Annotated in this window: 18 protein-coding genes; 12 read left to right on the forward strand and 6 right to left on the reverse strand. The window is 60.7% G+C overall.

Annotation, left to right across the window (positions count from 1 at the left end; genetic code table 11):
- Position 1 precedes the first annotated feature (1 nt).
- From ACP_RS02030 to ACP_RS02045, 4 genes are read left to right on the forward strand one after another with little or no spacing between them, the layout of a single operon-like run.
- A complete protein-coding gene (locus ACP_RS02030) occupies positions 2-4090 on the forward strand; it encodes a hypothetical protein (RefSeq protein ID WP_041839203.1) in 4089 nt (1362 codons plus the stop codon).
- Complete coding sequence (locus tag ACP_RS02035) at positions 4083-4916, forward strand: hypothetical protein (RefSeq protein ID WP_012680810.1); 834 nt, start codon at positions 4083-4085, stop codon at positions 4914-4916. Before ACP_RS02030 ends, ACP_RS02035 begins: the two co-directional genes overlap by 8 nt.
- Positions 4913-5578, forward strand: a complete 666-nt coding sequence (locus tag ACP_RS02040) for a hypothetical protein (protein WP_012680811.1) — start codon at positions 4913-4915, stop codon at positions 5576-5578. Before ACP_RS02035 ends, ACP_RS02040 begins: the two co-directional genes overlap by 4 nt.
- Entirely contained in the window at positions 5578-8883 is a 3306-nt protein-coding gene (locus ACP_RS02045) for an Ig-like domain-containing protein (protein WP_012680812.1), read from the forward strand. Before ACP_RS02040 ends, ACP_RS02045 begins: the two co-directional genes overlap by 1 nt.
- 43 nt (positions 8884-8926) lie before the next feature.
- On the opposite strand, the gene ACP_RS18220 is transcribed toward ACP_RS02045, so the two are convergent.
- Positions 8927-9133 carry a hypothetical protein gene (locus ACP_RS18220; protein ID WP_041839204.1) on the reverse strand — a complete coding sequence of 69 codons (207 nt, stop codon included), beginning with the start codon at positions 9131-9133 and terminating at the stop codon, positions 8927-8929.
- Between the two features lie 742 nt (positions 9134-9875).
- Between ACP_RS18220 and ribB the strand changes: the two genes are divergently transcribed.
- Positions 9876-11072: a 3,4-dihydroxy-2-butanone-4-phosphate synthase gene (ribB, locus tag ACP_RS02055; protein ID WP_012680814.1), complete on the forward strand. Its 1197-nt coding sequence runs from the start codon at positions 9876-9878 to the stop codon at positions 11070-11072.
- Here ribB and ACP_RS02060 read toward each other — a convergent pair.
- Positions 11000-11725 carry an HAD family hydrolase gene (locus ACP_RS02060; protein ID WP_012680815.1) on the reverse strand — a complete coding sequence of 242 codons (726 nt, stop codon included), beginning with the start codon at positions 11723-11725 and terminating at the stop codon, positions 11000-11002. The two genes, ribB and ACP_RS02060, sit on opposite strands and share 73 nt — an antisense overlap.
- A 133-nt stretch (positions 11726-11858) precedes the next feature.
- On the opposite strand from ACP_RS02060, the gene ACP_RS02065 reads away from it, so the two are divergent.
- Complete coding sequence (locus ACP_RS02065; protein ID WP_012680816.1) at positions 11859-13052, forward strand: pyridoxal phosphate-dependent aminotransferase; 1194 nt, start codon at positions 11859-11861, stop codon at positions 13050-13052.
- Between the two features lie 98 nt (positions 13053-13150).
- Here the strand turns inward: ACP_RS02065 and ACP_RS02070 are convergent, their stop codons facing one another.
- A complete protein-coding gene (locus ACP_RS02070; protein WP_012680817.1) occupies positions 13151-13777 on the reverse strand; it encodes an MBL fold metallo-hydrolase in 627 nt (208 codons plus the stop codon).
- A gap of 79 nt (positions 13778-13856) precedes the next feature.
- Here ACP_RS02070 and ACP_RS02075 point away from each other — a divergent pair, with 79 nt between their 5' ends.
- The gene (locus tag ACP_RS02075) at positions 13857-14108 is read left to right on the forward strand and encodes a hypothetical protein (protein WP_041839205.1); all 252 of its coding nucleotides are present in this window, start codon (positions 13857-13859) and stop codon (positions 14106-14108) included.
- A gap of 10 nt (positions 14109-14118) precedes the next feature.
- Here ACP_RS02075 and ACP_RS02080 read toward each other — a convergent pair whose 3' ends face one another.
- The 3 genes from ACP_RS02080 to ACP_RS02090 all read right to left on the reverse strand — a co-directional run bounded on the left by ACP_RS02080 (position 14119) and on the right by ACP_RS02090 (position 18145).
- A complete protein-coding gene (locus tag ACP_RS02080; protein ID WP_012680818.1) occupies positions 14119-15300 on the reverse strand; it encodes an MFS transporter in 1182 nt (393 codons plus the stop codon).
- Positions 15293-16381, reverse strand: coding sequence for a LacI family DNA-binding transcriptional regulator (locus tag ACP_RS02085; RefSeq protein WP_041839207.1), 1089 nt, complete (start codon positions 16379-16381; stop codon positions 15293-15295). The genes ACP_RS02080 and ACP_RS02085 overlap by 8 nt, the downstream gene beginning before the upstream one ends.
- Before the next feature lie 321 nt (positions 16382-16702).
- Complete coding sequence (locus ACP_RS02090) at positions 16703-18145, reverse strand: sensor histidine kinase (protein ID WP_085947567.1); 1443 nt, start codon at positions 18143-18145, stop codon at positions 16703-16705.
- A 48-nt stretch (positions 18146-18193) separates the two neighbouring features.
- Between ACP_RS02090 and ACP_RS02095 the strand changes: the two genes are divergently transcribed.
- The 5 genes from ACP_RS02095 to kdpC all read left to right on the forward strand — a co-directional run bounded on the left by ACP_RS02095 (position 18194) and on the right by kdpC (position 24080).
- A complete protein-coding gene (locus ACP_RS02095; RefSeq protein WP_012680820.1) occupies positions 18194-18889 on the forward strand; it encodes a response regulator transcription factor in 696 nt (231 codons plus the stop codon).
- Between the two features lie 718 nt (positions 18890-19607).
- The gene (kdpF, locus tag ACP_RS18910; RefSeq protein WP_083770478.1) at positions 19608-19694 is read left to right on the forward strand and encodes a K(+)-transporting ATPase subunit F; all 87 of its coding nucleotides are present in this window, start codon (positions 19608-19610) and stop codon (positions 19692-19694) included.
- Positions 19694-21466 (forward strand): potassium-transporting ATPase subunit KdpA, encoded by a 1773-nt coding sequence (gene kdpA, locus ACP_RS02100; RefSeq protein ID WP_012680823.1) that lies wholly within the window; start codon positions 19694-19696, stop codon positions 21464-21466. Before kdpF ends, kdpA begins: the two co-directional genes overlap by 1 nt.
- A gap of 11 nt (positions 21467-21477) precedes the next feature.
- Positions 21478-23529 carry a potassium-transporting ATPase subunit KdpB gene (kdpB, locus tag ACP_RS02105; protein WP_012680824.1) on the forward strand — a complete coding sequence of 684 codons (2052 nt, stop codon included), beginning with the start codon at positions 21478-21480 and terminating at the stop codon, positions 23527-23529.
- The gene (gene kdpC, locus ACP_RS02110; RefSeq protein ID WP_012680825.1) at positions 23526-24080 is read left to right on the forward strand and encodes a potassium-transporting ATPase subunit KdpC; all 555 of its coding nucleotides are present in this window, start codon (positions 23526-23528) and stop codon (positions 24078-24080) included. The genes kdpB and kdpC overlap by 4 nt, the downstream gene beginning before the upstream one ends.
- The last annotated feature ends 109 nt before the right edge of the window (positions 24081-24189 follow it).

Here is a 24189-nt window from a genome sequence, read left to right on the forward strand (position 1 = left end):
GATGCCCGCTGATGGAACTCCAGTAGTCATCCGGATCGAGGTGATGGACGGCAACTCCGGAACGGTGGTGGCTTCGCTTGAGAAGGCGTTCCAGAATCTTGGACGCGCTGGATCGAGCGCCGGGCAGCAGATCGCCCAGGGGATGGCTGCCGGCAATGCCGGCATTAACCAGGCCGCGAAGCAAGCCATGGCGCAGATGCGCGAAGGCGCATACAACCTTTGGCCAAAAGGCAATCTCAACGCTCCGGGGGGAATCAACCCGCAGCAGGTCCCTCCACCCTTAACGCATTGGCAGCGTGCGCGTCTCGATGAAGCGCGAGCCGCCGACAAAGCTGCGCGGTCGGAAGAAGCCCTCAATGCGGCGATGCTTGAGCAAGCCGATATCTACAGCGGACTCACGGCTGCTGCGGAACGCCTGACAGCCGTGCGCGCGCGAGCTGGCGGCGATTGGCGCAGTTACGCCGGCCTGGGCGTCCCCGGCGGCTACAAGGGCAACACCAGCGTCAACACGGCAGCGCAGGATGAAGCGCGAGCCGCCGACAAAGCTGCGCGGTCGGAAGAAGCCCTCAATGCGGCGATGCTTGAGCAAGCCGATATCTACAGCGGACTCACGGCTGCTGCGGAACGCCTGACAGCCGTGCGCGCGCGAGCTGGCGGCGATTGGCGCAGTTACGCCGGCCTGGGCGTCCCCGGCGGCTACAAGGGCAACACCAGCGTCAACACGGCAGCGCAGGATGCCGAAGCTGCAGCTATCGCTGAGCAGGCAGCATCGACCGAGCGCCACGCGAAGGCTATGGCCGCTTATGAGGCGGCTGCGAAAAAGGCTGCTGATGGCGGCGCAGCGCTTGCAGCGGCTTTCGACGCAGCGACAGCGGAGGGTCTGAGCTTTGAGGCCGCGATGGAGAAAGCTGTCGCGGTCACCCAGGAAGTGGGAACGAGCACGCGGGGGGCTGCTCGGGCCACGATGGGCATGCGCACTTCCTTTGCCGAAACTGAAGTGATCGCCAGCGCGATGGGCGGCTCGATGCGCGGCATGGAATACGGCCTGGCGCGCATGGTCGCCAGCACGCGCGTGCTCGGGCCGCTGATGGAAGCAGCGTTTGCTCCTACGCTGATTTTTGCCGGGGTTGCGATGCTTTGGCAGCTTGGCGAAAGCATCCACGGCGCATACCAGAAATATGTGGAGCTCGATGTCGCGGTCAACAAATACGCGGAGGACGCGCAAAAGGCCGCGCAGCAGAAACTGTTCGATACGGCGTCGTTGGAGACGGCAAATTTCCTTCTTCAGCAGGCTAACGCCCAAATCGAACAAATGCAGCAGTTGCGGCAGGAATCGCAAACTCTGCAGATGGGCGACACTGCTACTCAGATTGCCGGAGCCATGGGCGGAGGCTACGGACCGCTCGATCAGTACGGGGTGACCACAAAACGGTTTACTCCCGAGGATGACAAGCGTCTCGCTGCCGCCTATGTGGCACGCGACAAGGCGCGCCAAGCGCAGGCACAAAAAGAGCACCAGCTCGCAGTAGACGCGCTGCGAACTCAGGCGACGATCAATGAGACCGGCCTTCGCGGCTCCGCGTTGATTGTCCAAAGAAGAAGAGACGCAGTTGCAGCCGCCAAGCAGGAGTACGAGTGGACGCAGCGTCAAGAGCAAATGCTGGCGAAGATCGCGAACGACACGCGCAAAATGCAGATTGCGAACGGAGTCGATCCTTCCAAGCTGTTGCCGCTCTACTCGCCGGACAAGAATGCGGGGAAAGCGCAGTTTGACGCGGCGGTTGCCCAGGCGAGCGCTGCCGCGAAGCAATCGGAGTCTCAGCTTCAGCGCGAAATTTTTCAGCGCATCGATGCCATCCGTGAACAGGCCGCAGAGGCTGGTTTGCACGGTCCGAAGCTGTACGCGCAGCAGGAAGCTTATCAGATCAAAAAGACCGAGCAGGCCGGGATCTCGGCTTCGGCCGTCAGGCAGTCCCTGAACAAGATCACCCACGAAAAGGTGATGGCCTACTACCGCGAGGAGGCGCAGGCACTCACTGATCTGCAGATGCAGGCAGAGATGGTTGGCGCTGGCGGCGTGAGCCGTCTGCAGATCCAGGAGCAGATGGATATCAACCGCGTGAACGGCGACACGAACCTGGACGCGGACACGAAGCAGAAAGAGCGCGTAGCAATTCATGAGCGCACGCAGGCTCAGATATTGCAGAGCGAGCGCGACTTCGCGGAGCAGGTCCGTCAGATTCAGAATCAGGCTGCGTCGGAGCAGCTCACCGGCTATGCCCGCATGGAGGCCGACGCCCAGCAGCAGAAGCAGGAGCAGCAGAAGCAGTTCGACCAGACGTGGAAGCATGCAAATCTCTCGGAGCCGGGCGTCTCGCAGGCGCATGCGAATAGCCTTGCGGCGCTACGTGCTGGCAACTCGGCCATCGACGCAGGTCTGAACCAACGCGTCCGCGAGATGGTCAAACAGCAGCAGGATCAGGCTGCGCAGACGCAGGCGCAGGCCCAGGCGCAGATACTCTCGGCCGAAGGTAACCTGACGGGCGCGCTGGAAGTGCAATATGAGGCTCGCACGAGCCGGTTCAAGGAGCAGCTCGACGAGCAGCTCAAGGCTGCCGGCACGAATGATCAACTGATTGCGGCGGCGCACGAAGAGTACAACGCCAAGATGATGGCGGCCGACGAGAGCTATGCGGCGCGACAGATGGAGCTGCAGCGGCGTCTGCGCGACCGCATGGCGGGGCAGCTCTCGGAGTTCTTCCGCAATCCGCTGCGGTCGGTGCAGGAGTTTGGCGCGCACGAGGCCGGGATGGCTGCGGCGTCGATACTGCAGGGAGCGGAAAACCACTTAGGGATCCATCCGGAAGCGACGATGCAGAACTTCTGGAATCGCATCTCGTTTGGCCAGTCGCCGCACCACCCCTTGAATATGGCGGCGCAGGCGATGGGCCAGACGCACGCGCAGACGCTCATCAGGACCTTTACCGGCGCGGGCAAAGGCAGCATGACGCTGCGCAGCGCAACGATTTATGTAGAGAGCGCGACGTTCCCGGGTTCTGCCGGCGGCTCGCGGATCTCGGGATCATCGGGAGGTTCCGCGATTTCAGGGCCTGGTGGCGCGTCGCTGACGCCTGCGGTTCTTTCCGGCGCGGCCGGATCTTCGATCGGCTCCGGTGCCGTCTCGGGACTTTCGATTGCCTCTGACGCCGCAGGCACCGCAAAGAACCTCTCGCAGTTGATTCATCCGGCGGCTGCCGCGTCGTTGCAGACGACCAGCATGGAGCCGACAGCGCTGCTCGATTCTGCGGGGAACGTGGCGCAGATGAAGGGGATGCCATCGTTCCTGCAGTCGAGCAAGTTTTCAGGAACGCTGGCGGCCGGAAGCGCAGGCCTCGGGTTATTTGCCGCGCACAAACAAGGTGGCCTTGGCGGCACGTTCAACGGCGCAATGAGTGGAGCGAAGCTCGGCGCGATGCTCGGTGGCCCGGCTGGCGCGGCCGTGGGTGCGATTGCCGGCGCGGCGATCGGCTTCTTTGGTGGCGGCGAGCAGGCGCGCGTCTGGTGGATCAAACAAGGTCGCCCACGCTTGAATAACGATCTGGACGGCTTTAACCAGGGCACGATGGATTACCTGTCGGCCTACATGGATATTGAGGCTTTGCGCACGGAAGCAAAGCACACGCTGAACGCGATGGGCTTCGCGGGCAAACACTATCTGGAGAGCACGGTCGACCCCGCACTGAGCCAAGCCGAACAAAAACTGACGCGCGAGCAGAAAGCCGGCCGCAGTGCATATGCCATGAGCACCGCGCAGTTTGATGTGGGCTCAGACTCGGTGCCTCGCGACGGCTACGCCTTTATCCACCAGCGCGAACGGATCATCCCCAGCGATCAGAACGAACGCATCACGCGCGCACTCGAGGGCGGTGGGCCCAGCGTGCCCACCGAGGGAAGCGGAGGCGATATGCACTTCCACCTGCACACGCTCGATACCTCGACGGCCGAAGACTGGCTGATGAGCCGGGGCAGCGCGATACGCGCCTCGCTGAACGCAGATTACGCGTCATACGGAGGCATGTCAGATGTCTGAGCGTGACGTGCTGAACCCCACACCAGCGTGGCAGGAAGATATCAATGACTCGATGAGTCCGGACTACGGGTTCGGCAACAATCGGGTCTCGACAGTTGCCACGTTGCAGGCAGTCAGCGGACGGCCTTACGACCGCCAGGTGGGCGTGCGCGGGCATTCGTTCACGTTCACCTGGAGCAACCGCTCTTATCAATGCGCCCAGCGCATCCGGCAGTTCTTTGAGCAGCATGAACGCGGCTATTTCACGATCATCGATCAGGACGGTGGCGGTCGCCACTACGTGGGGCGCTTCACGGGACAACTGCAGATCAGCCCGGTTGGCAATGACATGTGGACCGTGAGCGGATTGCAGTTCGTGGAGATCCCGGGCGCGCCAATGCTGCAGTATCCAAGCGACTGGGATAACGACAGCGTGTGGGAGCTTCCAATTGATGACGCCGGAGATCAGCAGCTCGCGATTCAGGGAAACTGGACGCAGACGCAGCATCCGGTTGTGAGCAACGGCGTCCAGGTCGAGCGCTACTCGTTCGATAATCCCGGCACAAACGCTGTGGACTGGGCGCAGTATGAGTATCGCGGATACGGCTTCCAGCTTCAGCTGCTCTGCGGCCCCGCACAAGGGCAGGCTGACGTTTACCTCGATGGCACGCTGCTTCAGACTGTCGATTGCTATCTCGAGACGGCCAGCGCCGTGCCTCAGACAGTGCTCACGAAGGTGAATGTCCCGCTGGATCTGCACAGAGTCAAAGTCATCACGAAGAACGCGAAGAATGCGGCCTCGACCGCTCCTGCCGTCTCCTGGTGGGCGCTCAGGGTGATGCGATGATCCCTTATTCCCAGGCGTTGCAATCGGTCATCGGAACGCGCAGCGGCATTGCGGCGGTGCATCTGCTCGACGTGCAGGATCCGAATGGAAACTGCTACTACTGGGCATCTCAGGCGATCAGCGCGCCCAGCGTGATCACCCCGAATGGACAGCCCGCGACGAACGCTTATGTGCCGTGGGTGCTCGGCGTTCCGAAGCTGCAGTTTCACCGCTCCCAGAGGGCAGACACGATCACGCTTGTGCTGCAAAATCTCAGCGGCGACACGTTGCAAACCGACTTCGAGCGGATCGTAACCAAGAATGCGCTCACGGGATCGCTGATTTGTTACCGGCGCTGGCATGCGGCGGCCGAGGACAGCAGCCGCGAGTTTCACGCAAAGATCGAGAGTCTGGTCGGGGTGAAAAAAGTCACGATTACCGCAGGCCCGATCGACAACGAAAGCGAAGACATTACGCCTCAGTACCAACTTGGCGAGATATGCCAGTGGCGCTGGTCGAGTCCGCAGTGCGGCTCGACGCAGCCCACGCCTTGCCAGCAGAGCTTTCCGACGTGCCAGGTACTTTCTCGCTTTTCAGGGATCACCAATAACTTCGAGAAGAACTTCGGCGAAGCGCTCGCCCAGGTGCAGACCAAAACCATGCAGAGGATCCGCGAGTACTGATGCCCAGCGCAAACACCACAGCCGTTGTCGACAGCGCCACCACGCCGGGCTCCATCCTGCCACTTGCTTACGGCTACGTATGGGTGACCGGGCGCAGAGCTGCATATTTTGAGCTGCAGAACACGGGCAACACGCAGCTCGATTTCACTCGGATCGGCTTCTGGATCCTTGGCGAGGGCGAGTGGGACGGCTGCCACGAGCAGTGGATCAACAATCAGCTCATCTGGACCTCGGAATGGGACGATCCAACGCAGTTTCACTTCCACCGCGGCTGCGATGCGCCGCTGACCGCCGGTCTTTATCCGAACAGCTCGGGTCCCGATCAAAACTGCGATTCGTTCTGGTCGTGGTTTCCGGCCGGCACGCAGCCGTTCTGTTTTTCGCGTATGGCCTATTACGCGATCTTCCGCAAGCAGTGGATCCAGAACCCTGTCAGCGACCATCAGAATGATCCGTCGAACTTTGCGGACCTGAATCCGATCGGCCTCTGGCGTAGCCTCAAGGTGCGCATCTTCGACGACCAGGGCAATCAGACTGGCTATGCGTTTTCGACGAATCCCGTATGGCAGCTTGTCGATTTGCGCCTGCGGAGAAAGCTCTTCCCGGAATACAACATCGATTTGAACACAGGCATCGATCCGATTCCTGCTGCGGTCAAGAGTCACTTCTCATGGGGAGATATCTGGAACACCGCGCAGTACTGCGATCAGCTCCTCGCCAACGGCCGCAGACGTTTCGAGTCCAATTGTGCCTTCGCTTCGCAGACCTCACGCGCGGCTATCCAGGAGCAGATACTCAAGTCGTTCCGTGGCTACACCCGCAAATATGGCTCGCAGTGGTCTGTGCTTTGCGATATGCCGCGCAGCTCGGTCTTCACTGTTACGCGCTCGCATATCATCCCGGGCTCTTTCAAGGTCGATACGAAGACAGTCTCGAAGGCCGCGAATCACTATGTGGGGCAGTTCCGCGATTTGCTCGTACCTGCGGTTGCCAACATCGCTGGAATCACATGTGCCGACCACCAGAACCCTATTCTTGAGACTGCTACCCCGCACCCCCTCGCTCAAGGGGATCGCATTGCGATTGGTGGGACAGACACGATCTATGACGGTCAATGGACGGTTTCCTCCGTGCCTTCCGGCAGCTCTGTAACATCGGCAACCCTCGTTTCCAAAGGGTCGAATTATCCCGCCAATGTTGGTGCAGGCGGATCGGTCGGGCTCCTCCAGGCGCGCTTTGAGAAGCGTGCGCCGACGTTCATGCACCAGAGCAGTCAGATGGCGCGTGGTCCAGTTGGTATCGGGCTGCCGCGCTACCTCAACCGCGTGCCGGTCACGCTCGACCTGGCGACGGGCACGTTTGACCAGGTGAGCCGCGTGTGCCGGTATGAGCGGGACAAGGCTTTAGGGCTCGACGTCACGCCGTATGTGGAACCGGTTGCCATCTCGCTTCGTGTACCGCTGTTTGCGTCCGACGCCGCCGGATCAGGTGCGGTCGCAGCGCAGATTGAGCCGGGCGATCTTGTGACGATCGACGAGTATGCGAGCTTTGCGTACCAGGGGACTTATGAGGTGCTCGATCCTGACGAGGCCGACTATGCTCCGTCGGGCGATCCAGCGCTCACTTTTAGCATTGATCCGTCGAGCGGCACGAAGGGGTTCACGCTTGGCCCTTACGCTGGCCCTTATATGTATGACGCGACTGATCCTAACTCCGCGACTTACTCGAACGTGCCTGGCAGCGACCCTGGCAATGATGCGCAGTTTACTGCGATCGACCTTGTCGATAACGGCAAGCTCGCGTTTCTGACCGGCTCGGCTGCAAGCGGCGCGGTTTTCGATCTGCCTTCGACCGGATTTTCCCCGCAGAATCTGCTCGCGATTGCATCACCTCAGGGTTACATCGAGAAGGGCCACGTCATGCATGTGATCGAGGAGTGTGACGTCGATGCCAATAGGCTTGTGACGCTGAACTACGAGGACGGCGAGGGCAACATCTGGAACGGGGACGCAAACCTTGCGGCCGTGACTTGGCTGGGAGATAGTACCGCTGCATCCACTTATGCCGGCTCTGATGGCATGAACTGGGTGCTGCTGGAATTGGCCGGCGGCGAGCAGATCTGTATCGGCGTCGGCGTTCTGGCTGACTCGGCGCAGATTTCTTTGCCCGCAGGCTTTTTGTGGTCGCAGGCCTTCGCGCTTTGCTCACCACACGACGGTTATCCCAACGGCAATCAGGCCCATGGTTACGGGGCTTATGTAGATGCCGGCGGCAAAGTTCACTGCGTTTTTCAGGATGGGTCGGCTAATAGCTGGACCACAAATGCCAAGGCGCTTGTCTTCGCCTGGAAGAATAACTCGGGCAACGTGACCACGCAGACCACTGGCGGCGCGAGCTGGATCAACTACACGACGTCCACGGGCTTTGTGCTTGGTGTCGGCCTTGGGACATTCGCCGACGGCACTACGATCGGGCTGCCGTCCACAGCAGGCGCGGCGAGCTCGCTGCAGATTTTTCCAACGGTTCATAGCTTCGCGATGGAGTCGAATCCCGCACATGGTGTGGGTGCTTGTTATGTGGATGCGAATCTTGTCGCTCATTGCTATTTCGAAGATGGCGAGGGGCATATCTGGTCTGCTGATCTCGATGCGTTTCTGCTTTATTACGAGCCCTCCGGGGCTTCTGGCACTTCTGTGGGTGGCATCTCTGTGAGTGTCTCGCCATCAGGCGTTTCTGTCCCGCTGGGTGCGACGCAGCAGTTCACCGCCTATGTGTCTGGCACTTCTAACACCGCCGTGACCTGGGAGGTTGACGGTGTAGCAGGCGGCAACGCGACAGTGGGGACGATCGACGCGACGGGTCTTTATACGGCGCCGAGCACTGCGGGCACACACACCATCAGCGCGATAAGCGCTGCAAATGCCGGCGCGGTGGGCACTCAATATGTTTCGGTCGGTACCGGCTCGGCGACAGGTGGAGGGAGTACGGCTCAGATTGTGGTCACGCCCCTTGGGCCTTCGATCCTTGCGTCAGCTACTCAGCAGTTCAGTGCTTCTGTTTCGGGGCTGTCTAACACGGCTGTGACGTGGCTCGTGGACGGGATAGTAGGCGGCAACGCGACCGTAGGCACAATTGATGCGACAGGGCTTTATGCGGCGCCGTCTACTACAAGCAGCCACACGATCACGGCACAGTCGCAGGCTTCGCCTGGCGTGGCGGGGAGTGCGACTGTCTACATTGGCCAGGTATCAGCCACCGGACCTGCTTTCGGCGGATCAGGACCGGCTCGGCCAGTGCTCGCGTGATATATGAAAAATGGAATGGGCGAATTATTTGCCACCACTGGTGTCATCGATCGTGCTTATTGGTGTCATCGATCGCGCGCAGCCACAAAAAGACACCGGGCTTCAGCCCCTGAGGGAATCCGCTCTCATCTCCAGCACCCGCACAAAGCAGCGTCATTCTGAGCCGCGCAACGGTGAAGAATCCCGGCGTCTCATCCAACCCACACGCCGCCTCCGGTTTCTCCCACCATGCCGCCACCGAGGAATCCATATCAGGGCGCGGCTTCAGCCCCCGAAGACACCCGCGGCTGCGTACCCGTTTTGATTCCCTCACACTTTCTCCGTCCCCACCCCTTGACCCGCCGCCCGCCCGGTTCTACGGTGTGGGTACACGGGAAAGGAGGTTGATCCATATCTATGGAAAATTCTGAAGGTAGTTGTTGCAACACAACACGTGAGGTGACTGAGGCTTAGAGCACCCTTTGCTCTAGACCTGGCGTTTTTAGCGTTATCCGCGCCGAGGCCCATCCGGCAGTCAAGGGTGCCTCAGGTCAAACTCAACAGCTCACCGGCGAAACCAGGGCCCGGCTGCATCCCGCAACCGGGCCTTTCGCATCCCCCGCTTGCCGGAAATTCATCCCCTACGCGATACCATAAAAATGGGGCGGGATGCTCGATCTGCCGATCCCTCGCTTTTTTGAAATGTGAATCCGGAATCACATTCTCCATGAAGATATAACCTGTTCATTATAAACATGTTAACCCTGAGGAACATGCGCCTTCGAGTCCTGCAAAAATAAAATGGAAAAAAGTGAATTTACATTCACATATTCCGCAAGTGGCTTAAGAAAGAGCAATATAGGTCAGGTTTTCAGCCATTTTCCCCTCTAAAATGCGAATTCCGATTCACATTTCCGCATGGCCCTGCGCTAACTCACTGTCCCCCAGCCGCTTACAGGCCGCCTCCCGCCGCCGCCCATCCACTCCCCCGTTCCGTGCGAAACTAAGAAGTCATGCAAGCCGAGTCACCCTTCACCGATGTCCCCGGAGCCCTGGCCGAATTCCGCGCCGGGCGAATGATCGTCGTCGTCGATGACGAGGACCGCGAAAACGAGGGCGACCTCACCCTCGCCGCCGAGTTCGTCACCCCCGAGGCCATCAACTTCATGGCCCGCCACGGCCGCGGCCTCATCTGCCTCACCCTCACCGAGGAGCGCGCCGACTACCTGCGCCTCAACCCCATGGTGCAGCAGAACTCCTCCAAGTTCGGCACCGCCTTCACTGAGAGCATCGAGGCGCGCGAGGGCGTCACCACCGGCATCTCCGCGCATGACCGCGCCCACACCATTAAGGTGGCCATTCATCCCGGCTCCACGGCGCATGACCTCGCCCGTCCCGGTCACGTCTTCCCGCTGCGCGCGCGCAAGGGCGGCGTGCTGGTCCGCGCCGGGCAAACCGAGGCCTCGGTCGATCTCGCCCGCATGGCCGGCCTCATTCCCGCCGGGGTTATCTGCGAAATCATGAAAGACGACGGCAGCATGGCCCGCGTCCCCGACCTCATCCCGTTCTGCCAGCAGCACGGCCTCAAGATGCTCACCGTCGCCGAGCTGATCCGCTACCGCCTGCAGAACGAGCGCTATATCTATCGCGTCGCCGAGGGCACGCTGCCCACAGCCCATGGCGAATTCAAAATGATTGCTTATGAGAGTGAAGTCGGCGGCGGAGAAAGCCATCTCGCTTTGGTGATGGGCGATCTCGGCTCAGGCGCGGATGCCGGCCATGAGCCCGTACTGGTTCGCGTCCACTCGCATTGCCTGGCGGGAGACGTCTTCGGCTCGCCCGTCTGCGACTGCCACTCCATCCTGCAGGAATCGCTGCGCATCATCGCCCAGGCGGGCCGCGGCGCGCTCCTTTACCTGCACAACACCAGCCGGGGATTTGACATCGACCGCCGCGCCGAAGTGCCGCGCATCCTCTTCCACACCGAGCGCCGAATGCGCGAGAGCCATCCGGAAGGGAACAGCGACCGCCATCAGCGCATCCTGCGCCAGGTTGGTCTGGGAGGCCAGATTCTCGCCGATTTAGGCATCCGCAAGATACGTCTGCTCTCGAACACCCCCACCCACGTGCCCGCGCTTCAAGGCTTCGATGTGGAGATCGTCGAACAGCTATCCGTGCCCGGCAAGCCGTCGGCCGTCACCCGCTCCTGACCGTCGGTAGGCTCAGGAGGGTCGCCCGGCAGAGGCCAGCCCGCCAGCAGGTCGCGCGTCTCCAGCTCGTGCCGCAACTGCGCCACGTTCCGGAACTGAATGGCGTGCAGCCCCACTTCCGCCGCGGCCTTCACATTCTCCGGCTTGTCGTCGATAAATAATGCTTCGTCCGGAGCCACGCTCATCTTCTCGCACGTCCACGTGTAGATCGCCGGGTCGGGTTTGGCAATCTGCAGCTCGCAAGACCACGTGTGATGGGTAAAGTGCTTCAGCCACGCGAACTCCTGCCGCATGTAGCGCAACAGCTCCTCGCCCATGTTTGAGAGAATCGCCGTGCGCATGCCCCGGTCCTGCAGGGCCGCAGCCCAGGCCAGCATCTCTTCATTGAGTGAGGCCCACATCAACACATCATTCTCCACCAGCTCTTCCAGTTGCTCGGCCGTGAAGCTCAGCCCGGCATCGGAGGCAATCTTCCGCCAGTAAGCCACGCCGTTCAGGTTGCCGAGGTCATACTGGTGCCGGTGCCGCCAGTAGTGCTCCTCAAACGCGGCGCGCTCCAATCCCGTAATTTCGCGCAGCCGCGTATGGGCCGCCGGGTCCTGCGCGGTGCTCAGCACCATTCCATAGTCGAAAATGACACCGCGAATCGGCATGCACACTCCTGGGTCGGGGATACTTCCTGCTTCCATTATGACGGCGCACGGCCCGGCGCGCTGTGGGAAATGGAAGACGAGGAATCAACAAGTTGCACCCCCGGCGCAAAATGCTCAGGGCAAAATGGAAGGTATGCCCGTCTCCTTCGCCAGCCGAACTGCCTGGGACCTCAGCGAATCCCCCTCCAGCCGCGCGCTCCAGGAACGCCGCCGCGCCGGCCTGCCCGTCTATGACCTCACCGTCTCCAATCCCACCCAGGCTGGCTTTGACTATGATCCGGAGGCGATTCTGTCTCCGCTCGCCGCCCCCGGCGCGCTGGCCTATGACCCGGACCCGCGCGGCATGCTCGTCGCCCGGCAGGCCGTCTGCGCCTACTACGCCGATGCGGCGGCTACGCTGCAGCCGGAGCAGCTCGTGCTCACCACCAGCACCAGCGAGGCTTACAGCTTTCTCTTTCGCCTGCTCTGCAATCCCGGCGACGAGGTGTTGCTGGCCCAGCCCAGCTATCCGCTCTTTGAGTTTCTGGCTCAGATCGATGACGTGCGTCTGACCTCTTTCCCACTCTTCTACGACCACGGCTGGCAGATGGATCTGCAGAGTCTTGAGGAGCGCATCACCCCGCGCACCCGGGCCATCGCGCTCGTCCATCCCAATAATCCGACCGGGCACTTCACCTCGCCAGCCGACCGGGCCGCCCTGGAACGCATCTGCGCCGCCCACGGCCTCGCTCTCATCGTCGATGAAGTTTTTCTCGATTACCCGCTCGCGTCCGCCCCCATGCATGCCAGCTTAGCGGCCGGGGAGCATCCGGTGCTGACCTTCGTCTTGAGCGGTCTCAGCAAGATCGCCGCCCTGCCGCAAATGAAAGCCGCCTGGATCGCCGCCTGCGGCCCCGAAAGGGAAGTTCAGGAAGCTCTCCACCGCCTCGAAGTCATCGCCGACACTTTTCTGTCGATGAACGCCCCCATCCAGCATGCGCTACCTCGCTGGCTTTCTCACCGGCAGGCGATCCAGCAGCAGGTCCGCGACCGCACCCAGGCCAACCTCGACGCGCTGGACGCCGTCCTGGCCAGCCAGTCCCTGGTCTCCCGGCTCGCAGTCGAAGCTGGCTGGTACGCGGTGCTCCGTGTGCCGGCCCTCGAAAGCGACGAAGACCTCGCGGTTCGGCTTCTCCAGCAGGCTGGAGTCTACGCCCATCCCGGTCACTTCTTTGGATTCTCCGGCTCCGGCTGGCTCGTCCTGAGCCTGTTGATTCCTTTGGAGACTTTTCAGTACGGAATCAAGACTATCTGCAAAATAATCAATGACTTGAACTCTGGCATTTAATGTTCTGTTGCACTTCTTGATTCCGCTAAAGCAGCAAGTTAAGAACAATCACCTATTCGCATGATTTTGCGAGAGTTGAGCCCGGTTCAAGTGCTGCTTTAACGCAGGAATGGATTGCTCTCCCGCTCCTCGCCGATCGTCGTCACGGGTCCGTGCCCGGGAACTACCCTGAGATCATCGGGCAGTGGCAGCAGGCGGTCGTGAATAGAGCGCAGAATCTGTTCCGAATCCCCGCCGGGCAAGTCGGTTCTACCGATCGATCCGGCAAAGAGCGTATCGCCCGCCAGCAGCAGGTTATCTTTCTTAAAGAGCAGGCAGATGCTGCCCGGCGTATGGCCCGGCGTATGCAGTACCTCGGCCGGATGCGCGGCCAGGCCAACAATCATTCCATGTTCTGCCGAGGCATCGGGCGGTGCCACCTCAGGCGGCTCAATGCCGAGCCAGCCCGCCTGCACGTCCATCATCTTCAACAGCGGCAGGTCGTTCGCGTTGAGCAAAATGGGAGCCCCGGTCGCGCGTTTGAGCGCGAGCGCGCCGCCCACGTGGTCAATGTGCGCGTGCGTCACCACAATTTGTTTCAGCACGAGCCCGTGGGCCTTGAGCCGGGCAAGAATCTGCGGAATGTTGTCGCCCGGATCAATCACCATCGCCTCGTGCGAGGTCTCATCGCCAATCAGGGTGCAATTGCACTGCAGCATGCCGACAGGGAAGGTCTCAAGGATCATAAGACCATTGTGCGCCTCCCGCCGCCCTTCGTGCCCAGGGTCTCTCACACAACCTCGCCCGCGCCGTTACACTACCTGTATGGCAGTGCGCAAAGAGTGGACTGAATGGCACCTGACGCCACGCGGATGGGAGCGTGGATCAACCCGGGTGCAGGGCAAAGGCAATGACTGGGCCGCCGAGCCGGAAGATCGCGTAGCCAGTTGGGTGTACACCGAGACCGAGACCAGCGCCGGCGTGCAGACGGGCGGCGAGTCTACCTGGGACAACAAGAATCCCGCGGAAGTCGAGGAGCTGTTGCGCCGCTTCGGGCCTTGCCCGCAAAAGCTCTAGGCCGGCCTGCTTACGAGGCCGCCATCTCTGCTGCCTCGCGGGCAGCCGGGGCCTGCGTCAGCCCGAACCACAGCATCATCGCCAGCAGCACCAGCGACGCGGCAAACGGCACCAGAAGGCCGATCCGGAGCGAGTGGGTGCCCGTGGATAAAACCCCTGTCATCCAGGGCATCACGGCGCCGCCAAAGCCTGAGAGCATGAAGACCCATCCCGTATGCTTTGACTCCCCGGCCCGCGCCATGAAGAGCGAGAGCACCAGCGGAAAGATGGGCGCGAGCGCCAGACCGGTCAAAACGGTCCCCGCCAGCAGCAGCCAGGCCGAGTGCGCGGCCACCAGCATGCCTAGCCCGGCCATCAGGGCCAGCACCGCCAGGCGGAAGAGCTTCACTTCGCGGATGCCCTCCAGTACCAGAGGGGTAAGGCCACGCCCGGCCAGAACAGCGCCCCAGAAGCAGGCAGCCGTCAGGCTGCTGCGGGCATAGCTCCAGGCCACCGTGCGCAGCGCAAAGGTGGTGAGCCATCCGCCCACGGCGCTTTCTATACCCACATAAATAAAGCCGGCAATCGCGAACAGAGCCAGCGTGCGAAAGGATCGATCCAGCCCCCGTCCCGGCGTGGACGGCTGGGTTTTCGCCTGCAGGCCACCCAGCAGCGGCAGCGCCGCGAAGGGAAGAGCCGTGACCGCCACGGCCACCCCCAATGCGGCTGGCGAAAGATGATTGGGAGCGCGCGCAATCAGCAGCGGGCAGAGCGTGGAGCCGATGCTCCAGCAGAAGTTCAGAAATGACAGCGCCGCTCCTCGCTTCTGAGGGAAGAGACGGCCTACCAGCATGCTGGTAGAGGTCATCGCCATTCCCAGGCCTACCCCATACAAGAAGATGGCAGGCACCGCTAGTAGTCGCGGGGCTGCCATCCAGAGCAGGCCCGAAGCTGGAACTAGCAGGTAGCCATAGGTAAGCGTGCGCTGAAAATGCTTCCGGACAAAGAGCGCGCCGAGCGAACTGCCCGCAAATAGTGTCATGAGCAGCGTGCCCGACTGGGTGTCGGTGAGATGCCAGACCGCTGCCACCTTGGGCAGAACCACGCCCAGCAGCACGGTCAGGGCGCCGGTGACCAGAAATCCGAGATAGAGCAGAATAATCGAGGGCCGAAGCTGATATTTCGTAGCAAACGTCACGAGGGAATTAGACAACAGGCGAGGCAGGCCTGGCTTTCTTTCGCGTGGAAACCGGTTCCGGCCCCTGCGCCGGACCTGTCGATTCACGAGCCATCAATTGTGGTTTGACGGCTATTTGCGGTGGAGGCATCTTGCCGGTCTTGATTTGATCAAGAAGCGTCTTGGCCGCCAGCTTGCCCATGTCATGCAGCGGCTGACGGATGGTCGTCAGGCTGGGCGTATGAAATGCCGCATGCTCGACATCATCAAAGCCCACCACGGAAACATCGTCTGGCACGCGAAACCCCGCGTCATGCAGCGCGCGCATGGCGCCGATGGCGGCCATGTCATTGAACGAGAGCAGTGCCGTAAAAGGCCGCCCTTGGCTAAGCAGCTTGCGGACCGGAGGATAACCCAGCTCAGGAGAGCTGATGTCCTGATCGAGTTGCACAGTCAGTTCGGGGCGAATCTGCAGGCCCAGTTTGGCCGCCACCGCCATGGTGCTCTCCCAGCGAATGCCCGAGTCGGAGCTGTATGGCTGCCCGCGCATGAAGGCTATCTCGCGGTGACCGAGCTGATAGAGATGCTTGAGCGCCAGCTCAGCCGCGCGATGATGATCGAGCACCACATTCGTGATGCCGGGCATCGTGCGGTGCCCGGCCACGGCCACGGCGGGCACGGGCAGATCATGCTCCAGGTGCGTGTCAATGGCGATGATGCCTTCGGCGCCACGGCCCAGCAGCATGCGCGGATACTGCTCAATCAAATCAGGCCGATGACGGTGATGCGCGATGAAATAGAAGTACTCCTGCTCAAGCAGATAATCGCCAATGCCGCTCATCACCTCGGTGTGATAGCCCTCGGCCAGCACCGGCACCAGAATGCCGATGGTCATGGTGCGGCGGTTGCGCAATGAGCGGGCGACGAAACTCGGCTGATACTTGAATTTGCGCGCCGCTTCGCGAATGCGCTCGCGCGTGGGCTCCGGAATGGAGCGCCCGGGAACATCATTCAAAACTACCGATATAGTCGCTGGGTTCAGCTTGAGATAGGCGGCCAGCGACTTGAGCGTAACGGGTTGCTCCGGCAGTGAATTCTCTTTTTTTGTCTTGGCCATCGCTGCCGAAACGGTCCCTCTCTTTGTGCCGCAGGTTATCGCGCCATAGTATACGGTGCGAAACAGGGAATGAAAGAGGTTTCTGGAAAACTGCTTGTGAGCGGATTGTTGCGGCTTGCGGAGATGGGATGACAGCAAGCCCTCAGAGGTGTAGGAAAATCGCGACTCCCTAGATCACGAGTTGCCCGGTCGCGGTTTGCAGGAGGCCGTTACTTCCAATCATCCACAGCCCGTAATAATTCGACACGACATGACCCGGGTTCGCCAAATGCGTGCTCATTGACGTGCATTTTCAACGCGAGGGTTTCTTTTGGATTAGGGTCATGAAACAGGCAGGGTGACAGTAAACCTCGCGCCCCTTCCTGCCAGATTCTGGACATCGATACTGCCGCGGTGGGCAGTGACTACGGCTCGGCAAATTGCCAGTCCCAGGCCGGTGCCGGAGATGCGGCCGCGGAAGCGCTGACCGCGGTAAAAGCGCTCAAACAGCATTTCTTTTTCCTCCGGGTCAATGCCTGGCCCATCATCTGTAATCGATATGGATACATGATTGTCACAGCGAGCCGCGACTATTTGGATTGGGCTGCCTGGGGGCGAATACTTGGCCGCATTGAGTAGCAGATTGGCGATGGCACGCTCGATCCAAATGGCGTCAGCCAGCACCGGTGGGCAGTCGTGCGCGATGGACGACTCCAATGGGTGGCCGGCCAGCGAGAAGGTCGAAGACCGCACCGCGTCTGCTATCAAATCCTCCACCCGGCAGGCGGCGAACTCCATCCGCATGCTGCTCGCCTCAAGCTGTCCCATCTGCGTGGCCTGCGCGATCAGACGGTTGAGCCGGTCGCTCTCCTCATCGATCACAACAAGCATATCCTTGCGATTCTCCGGACTGATGTTGCCGCCTGAGAGCAGCGCGGTGGCCGAAGCCTTAATGGCGGTGAGGGGAGTCCGCAGCTCATGCGTGATGGAGTCCAGCAGCACCATGCGCAGCCGTTCGCTTTCCTTGGCAGCCTCGCTGCGCGCGGCGTCTTCGAGAGCCTCAGCACGATCGATCCCGATTGAGACCAGCCTCGCCAGCGATTCCAGTGTTTCTCGCGAGGCCGAGATGCCGCGCATCACCAGAACGCCGCGCGGCCGGATGCCGCTGCGCACCGGCAGAATTGTCCAGCCGCTGCTGCCGGCCACGCGTACCTCCGTCAGATGTACGGCCGCCCGCACATCCAGGCCTTGGAGGTCTGCAACCGCCGCATCCTGCGTGTGAAACATTTGCGCGCCGCGTTCCACATAGAGAAGAACGGCCGGCGTCCCCGTGGCTGAGGCTATGCATTCGGGAATAGCCTCCAGAAGTTCGGCGACCTTATCGGTCTGCAGCAGCGACCGGCTGAGCTCAAAGAGCATGCCCAGCTCTCGCTCACGCTCCTTCGCCTGGCGCGCCTCCTGCTGAATGCGGCTTGACAGGTGGCTGGCGACAATCGCGCTGCCCAGGAAGGCAAACAGCGCCACCCAGTTTTGCGTATCGGCAATCGTAAAAGTGCCAACCGGCGGCAGAAAAAAGAAGTTGAAGCAGGCTGCCGCCGCAATGGATGCTACAACGGCATAGCGCAGTCCCCAGCGCGCAGCCAGCACTAGAATGTAGAGCAGCAGGGTGAGCGCCACCGTGGTCGGACTGCTATGCGCCAGCAGCCGGCAGAGTTCGACAATGACCGCCAGCCCAACGCCGGCGAGCAGCATGCGATATCCCGTGATGGCAAACGTCCTGTTCACGGATAGGATTGTACGGGAACCCGCTGCCGCGGAACGGGAGAAGCGCCGTTGAGAATTCTGGTGGTCGATGACGAACCGCAAATTGTGCGCGTGCTGCGCGCTGCACTGCAGAGTAACGATTACGAGATCTTTACCGCATCGAACGGTGCAGAAGCATTGCAGGTATATCTGGAGGTGAATCCGGCACTCGTCATCACCGATCTTGCCATGCCGGAGATGGACGGCGTCGCCCTGACACGCGAGATTCGGCAACGCGCCTCCACCCCGGTCATCGTCGTCTCCGTTCGCAATCAGGAGCGGGAAAAGATTCGCGCCCTCGATGAGGGAGCCGACGACTACATCACCAAGCCGTTCGCCATTCAGGAACTCCTGGCGCGCGTGCGCGTGCAACTGCGGCGTGCGTCCGAACGCGAGTCCGAGGTTGATTACGCGCGGCCCTTCATCACCGCTGGCGACTTTGAGATCAACACGGAGCGCCATATCGTGCGGCTGCGCGGCGAAGAGATTCGCCTTACGCCCAAGGAGTTTGATCTTCTGCTGCAATTTGCGCGCAACCCCGAGCGGGTGCTCACCCACAAGACATTGCTCAAGGCCATCTGGGGACCGGCCGGCATCGACCAGCAGGAGAGCCTGCGCGTCCTCGTCGGACAATTGCGCAAAAAAATTGAGCGCGGTCCTGGCACACCGCAATATATCCAGACGGAACCCTGGATCGGCTATCGCTTTGTGCCGGTGGCCCAGTAGCGGCAGAATTCACTCTTCCTTCATCCTTACGAGATTTTTACGCCGTGATTACTGATTCCTTAGCGCGCCCTCGGTTTTCATGAGGAGGGGCAAAGGCTCAAATCATGTCGCGTGTGTGGATTCTGATTATCGGGGCGGTCACGATCAGTTTTCTGCTGATCTGCCTGGTCGGCTTTGTGCGCGATGGGCAGCGCAGGCGCTCGAAGAGAGATCGGAATCCGTGGGAGTAATGCGCTCGTCCGCTATCGTGCTGGCGCTCCTCGCTCCGACCGTGTCCCGGAGGTTCAGTGTTTCTGCTTAGGGAAATTCCGCATCATTCAGGATGTATCTCGCCCACTCTCCCGCTCGTGATGGCATGCCGGGCTCCAGGCAGCACGGCGCCGAATCTCGCAATTGCAACAGAGCGCTCAGTAGAAGGAGTAACTTCCAGCGACGCGGAAGCGCTACGTCAAAGACTATTGCCATTACTGCCATTAACGTGTGCGGTGTGTTTGAAGGATTCCATGGGAGCGTGGCAATGCCGCTTTGCCGATGACACGCGCTGCTTATGTTTTTCTTATGCGGCTTTCGCTGATTTTTTAGCCAGCACAGTGATGCACTGAAAGGGGATTCACGACGATGTGGGATGTTTTAGCGGTTGGATTCACCATTGGTTGCTTTGCGCTCGGGCTGCTGTATACGCGCGCCTGCGACAAGCTGGCGAAGAAGAGGGGTTGAGATGCTTGAAAACCTGGTTCTGCTGGTGCTTGCTACGGGCTTGATGATCTATCTGGTCATCACTCTGCTCTGGCCGGAGAAATTCTAATGACAGTGAATGGCTGGCTTCAGATTGGCATTTTCATAGCCGCGGTTCTGCTTGGCGCAAAGCCTCTCGGCGTATACATGGCGGCCGTCTTCGAGAGACGGCACACGTGGCTCGATCCGGTGCTGGTGCCGGTAGAGAAGTTGCTTTACCGTCTGACCGCAGTCAAGGCCGAAGAGGAAATGCACTGGACGGCCTATTGCGCTTCGATGTTGATCTTCAGCGCCGCGACCATGCTGCTCACCTACCTCATCGAGCGCGTGCAGCAGTTTCTGCCGCTCAATCCGCAGCACCTCGGAGGGGTGCCTGCTCAGCTTGCGTGGAACACGGCGATTTCCTTTACCACCAACACAAATTGGCAGGCCTACACGCCCGAAAGCACCATGAGCTATCTCACGCAGATGGTTGGGCTGGCCACTCACAACTTCTGGTCAGCAGCCGTGGGCATCGCGCTTGCAATTGCTTTTATCCGCGGCATTGCGCGTAAAGAGATGAAGACCCTGGGCAATTTCTGGGTGGACATGACGCGCGCCATCCTCTGGGTGCTGCTGCCTATCTGCGTAGTATTTGCGTTGGTGTTGACGTCACAGGGCGTGATCCAAAATCTGAAGTCCTACACGGTCGCCCATGTCGTACAGCCACAGTCGCAAACGCAGACCGTGAACGGGAAAACGGTCACGACAACTGATTCGACGCAAACCATTGCGCAGGGGCCAGTCGCTTCGCAGGAAGCGATCAAGATGCTTGGCACGAATGGCGGTGGATTCTTCAATGCAAACAGTTCACATCCATTTGAGAATCCGACGCCATTGAGCAACATGCTCGAGATGATTTCCATCTTTCTCATTCCCGCAGGGCTCACGGTAACACTGGGGCAGATGACCGGCTCGCCCCGGCATGGCTGGGCGGTGCTGGGGGCGATGTTGATCCTCTGGTTTGCCGGTGTTGCCACGTGTTACTGGGCCGAGGCACAGCCGAATCCGCTTTTCCACGGAGTCAATCAGCAGGCCACCGCGCTGCAGGCAGGCGGCAACATGGAAGGCAAGGAAGTACGTTTCGGCATTGCCGACTCAGCGCTCTTTGCCACGGTCACCACAGATGCCAGCTGTGGAGCTGTCAATGCCATGCATGACTCGTTTATGCCGTTGGGCGGTATGGTGCCGCTGACGAACATCATGCTAGGTGAGATCGTCTTCGGTGGCGTGGGCGCGGGACTCTACGGCATGCTGGTCTTTGTGATCGTCGCGGTTTTCATCGCCGGTCTCATGGTGGGCCGCACGCCCGAATATCTGGGCAACAAGATACAGGCCTATGACGTACAAATGGCGATGCTGTATCTTCTGATTTTCCCGCTGATCATCCTGGGCTTCTCGGCGGTCGCAGTGCTTACGCCACATTTAGGGTTGCCCAGCATCAGCAATCCTGGCCCTCACGGACTCACACAGATCCTCTATGCGTACAGCTCGGCTACGGGCAACAACGGCTCGGCCTTCGCGGGCCTCAACGCCAACACTTCCTGGTACAACCTGTCGCTCGGATTCGCCATGTTTATCGGGCGCTTTCTGATGATTGTTCCCATGCTTGCGTTGGCAGGCAATCTTGCGCAAAAGAAGAATGTTCCCGAGACACTGGGCACGTTCCCGGTCACCACACCACTCTTCACGGTGCTTCTGACCAGCGTGATTATTGTGGTCGGCGCGCTTACGTTTCTTCCCGCGCTGAGCCTTGGCCCCATTCTTGAACACCTGCTGTTACAAGCAGGCCGCACCTTTTAATCAGGAGCAAGATGAGTCACGAATCCCGTCCTGCAAAAAAGGACCGCGCTTTACTGAACGGCCCAATCGCGCGCCGCGCCGCACTCGACGCGTTGCTGAAACTGAATCCCGCGCGCATGGTGCGCAACCCTGTCATGTTTGTCGTGGAAGTGGGCAGCATTCTCACGACGGTGCTGCTGTTCACTCCCAAGGGGCATGCTCACGGCCATTTCTCTTTTGACCTTCAGGTCACGCTCTGGCTCTGGTTTACCGTGCTGTTTGCCAACTTTGCCGAGGCGATGGCTGAGGGGCGGGGCAAGGCGCAGGCGGATGCGCTTCGCAAGGCCAAGGCGGAGACCACAGCCTTTCGGCTCACCAGCTCTGGCATAGAAGAAGTGATGAGCTCGCATCTGCGCGCCGATGATCGCGTCCGCGTATCCGCAGGCCAGGTGATTCCTGGGGACGGCGAGGTGATCGAAGGCATCGCGTCGGTCGACGAATCGGCCATCACGGGCGAATCCGCGCCAGTCATTCGCGAGGCCGGCGGCGATATGTCAGCCGTGACCGGCGGCACACGTGTGCTCAGCGATGAAATCATCGTGCGGATTACCTCCAATCCCGGCGAGACGTTTCTTGATCGTATGATCGCGCTGGTCGAAGGAACGCAACGGCAGAAGACGCCCAACGAAATCGCCCTGAACATCCTGCTGGCTGGGCTCACGATCATCTTTCTGCTTGCCACTGTCACGCTGCAGCCCTTTGCCATCTACTCCGGTGCTCCGCAGTCGGTCTTTGTACTGGTTTCTCTGCTGGTATGCCTCATTCCCACCACCATTGGCGGCCTGCTCTCGGCCATCGGCATCGCGGGCATGGACCGCCTGGTGCAGCACAACGTGCTGGCGACTTCGGGCCGCGCCGTCGAGGCGGCTGGCGACGTTGACACGCTGCTGCTCGACAAGACCGGAACCATCACCATCGGAAACCGGCAAGCCGCCGAGTTCATCCCCGCGCCTGCCATCTCGGCCGAGCGGCTCGCCGATGCCGCGCAACTCTCCTCACTCTCTGACGAAACTCCCGAGGGCCGCTCGATCGTGGTGCTGGCCAAGGAACGCTATGGGCTCCGTGGCCGTGATCTCGCCTACCAGAACGCCGAGTTCGTCCCCTTTAGCGCGACCACGCGCATGTCCGGCGTCAATCTCGATGGACGCTTTATCCGCAAAGGTGCTGTCGACGCCATCGTGCAGCACCTCAAGGAGCATGGCAACGGTATGCCGACTGAGGTGCGGCAGGCGGTTGACCGGGTTGCGCGCAGTGGAGGCACTCCTCTGGTGGTGGCCGAGAACGGTCACGCGCTGGGCGTCATCTACCTCAAAGACATTGTGAAGGGAGGTATGCGCGAGCGCTTTCAGCAACTCCGCGCCATGGGCATCCGCACTATCATGATCACGGGCGACAACCCGCTCACCGCCGCCGCCATTGCCCGCGAGGCCGGCGTTGATGACTTTCTCGCCGAGGCTCGTCCCAAGGACAAGATGGATCTGATCCGGCGCGAGCAGGCCGAGGGCAAACTGGTGGCCATGACCGGGGACGGCACCAACGACGCCCCGGCGCTCGCGCAGGCGGACGTGGGCGTGGCCATGAGCAGCGGCACGCAAGCGGCCAAGGAGGCGGGCAACATGATCGATCTCGACTCCAACCCCACCAAACTGATTGAGATTGTTGCCATCGGCAAACAACTGCTGATGACTCGCGGGGCTCTGACCACGTTCTCCATCGCCAACGACATCGCGAAGTACTTCGCGATTCTCCCCGCCATGTTCGCCGGGGCCTTTCCAGTGCTGGCGGCGCTCAATATCATGCGCCTGCATTCGCCTCAATCGGCGGTGCTCTCGGCGGTCATCTTCAACGCCATCATCATTGTTGCGCTGATTCCGCTGGCGCTGCGCGGCGTCAAATATCGTCCCGTTTCGGCTGCAGCGTTGCTGCAGCGCAACCTGCTTATCTACGGGGTGGGCGGCGTGATCGTGCCGTTCATCGGCATCAAGCTCATCGATCTCGCCATCACCGCTTTGAGGATCCTATGAATCACCTCCGTACCGCCGTGCTGTACACGATCATCTCTGCCGTGTTTCTGGGCCTGGGCTATCCGCTCATCATGACAGGGCTCGCTCAATGGATATTCCCAAGGCAGGCCAACGGAAGTCTCATTGTGCGCAACGGTCAAGTGATCGGTTCAAAACTGATCGGCCAGACGTTCAGTGGAGCTGGCTACTTCCATAGCCGTCCTTCTGCCGCTGGCAACGGATACGATGCCGAATCGTCCGGCGGCTCGAATCTTGCGCCGACGAATCACGCGCTCATTCAGCAGGTGGAACAACGCGCGGCTGCTGAGCAGGTAGGCGCAACGAAAGTCCCGGTTGATCTCGTGACTGCCTCTGCCTCTGGTCTCGACCCTGACATTACGCCTGCAGCCGCCTACTATCAGGCGCCCCGCATCGCAAAGGCTCGGCACCTGCCGCTGGCGGCGGTTCGTAAGCTAATTGCCGAGCAGACTACAGCAAGACAATTCGGGCTTCTGGGAGAACCACGCGTGAATGTTCTTGCAATCAATCTGAAGCTGGATCAAATGCACTAAGTCGGTTGTTACGTTCATGATTCCGAACCTATTGCGCTTGATGGCGGGCATTTTCTTTCCGCGAGCCTGTTGTGATTGCAAGCAAGATCACCCGCTTCTGTGGCGCGGC

The organism is Acidobacterium capsulatum ATCC 51196 (assembly GCF_000022565.1).
In the GTDB taxonomy this organism is placed as follows: Bacteria; Acidobacteriota; Terriglobia; order Terriglobales; family Acidobacteriaceae; genus Acidobacterium; species Acidobacterium capsulatum.

What these genes read in the sequence shown, in the direction of transcription:
- ACP_RS02030 (WP_041839203.1), top strand. Translation starts at nt 2, where the DNA reads ATGCCCGCTGATGGAACTCCAGTAGTCATCCGGATCGAGGTGATGGAC.
- ACP_RS02035 (WP_012680810.1), top strand. Translation starts at nt 4,083, where the DNA reads ATGTCTGAGCGTGACGTGCTGAACCCCACACCAGCGTGGCAGGAAGAT.
- ACP_RS02040 (WP_012680811.1), top strand. Translation starts at nt 4,913, where the DNA reads ATGATCCCTTATTCCCAGGCGTTGCAATCGGTCATCGGAACGCGCAGC.
- ACP_RS02045 (WP_012680812.1), top strand. Translation starts at nt 5,578, where the DNA reads ATGCCCAGCGCAAACACCACAGCCGTTGTCGACAGCGCCACCACGCCG.
- ACP_RS18220 (WP_041839204.1), bottom strand. Translation starts at nt 9,133, where the DNA reads ATGGATTCCTCGGTGGCGGCATGGTGGGAGAAACCGGAGGCGGCGTGT.
- ribB (WP_012680814.1), top strand. Translation starts at nt 9,876, where the DNA reads ATGCAAGCCGAGTCACCCTTCACCGATGTCCCCGGAGCCCTGGCCGAA.
- ACP_RS02060 (WP_012680815.1), bottom strand. Translation starts at nt 11,725, where the DNA reads ATGCCGATTCGCGGTGTCATTTTCGACTATGGAATGGTGCTGAGCACC.
- ACP_RS02065 (WP_012680816.1), top strand. Translation starts at nt 11,859, where the DNA reads ATGCCCGTCTCCTTCGCCAGCCGAACTGCCTGGGACCTCAGCGAATCC.
- ACP_RS02070 (WP_012680817.1), bottom strand. Translation starts at nt 13,777, where the DNA reads ATGATCCTTGAGACCTTCCCTGTCGGCATGCTGCAGTGCAATTGCACC.
- ACP_RS02075 (WP_041839205.1), top strand. Translation starts at nt 13,857, where the DNA reads ATGGCAGTGCGCAAAGAGTGGACTGAATGGCACCTGACGCCACGCGGA.
- ACP_RS02085 (WP_041839207.1), bottom strand. Translation starts at nt 16,381, where the DNA reads ATGGCCAAGACAAAAAAAGAGAATTCACTGCCGGAGCAACCCGTTACG.
- kdpF (WP_083770478.1), top strand. Translation starts at nt 19,608, where the DNA reads ATGCTTGAAAACCTGGTTCTGCTGGTGCTTGCTACGGGCTTGATGATC.
- kdpA (WP_012680823.1), top strand. Translation starts at nt 19,694, where the DNA reads ATGACAGTGAATGGCTGGCTTCAGATTGGCATTTTCATAGCCGCGGTT.
- kdpB (WP_012680824.1), top strand. Translation starts at nt 21,478, where the DNA reads ATGAGTCACGAATCCCGTCCTGCAAAAAAGGACCGCGCTTTACTGAAC.
- kdpC (WP_012680825.1), top strand. Translation starts at nt 23,526, where the DNA reads ATGAATCACCTCCGTACCGCCGTGCTGTACACGATCATCTCTGCCGTG.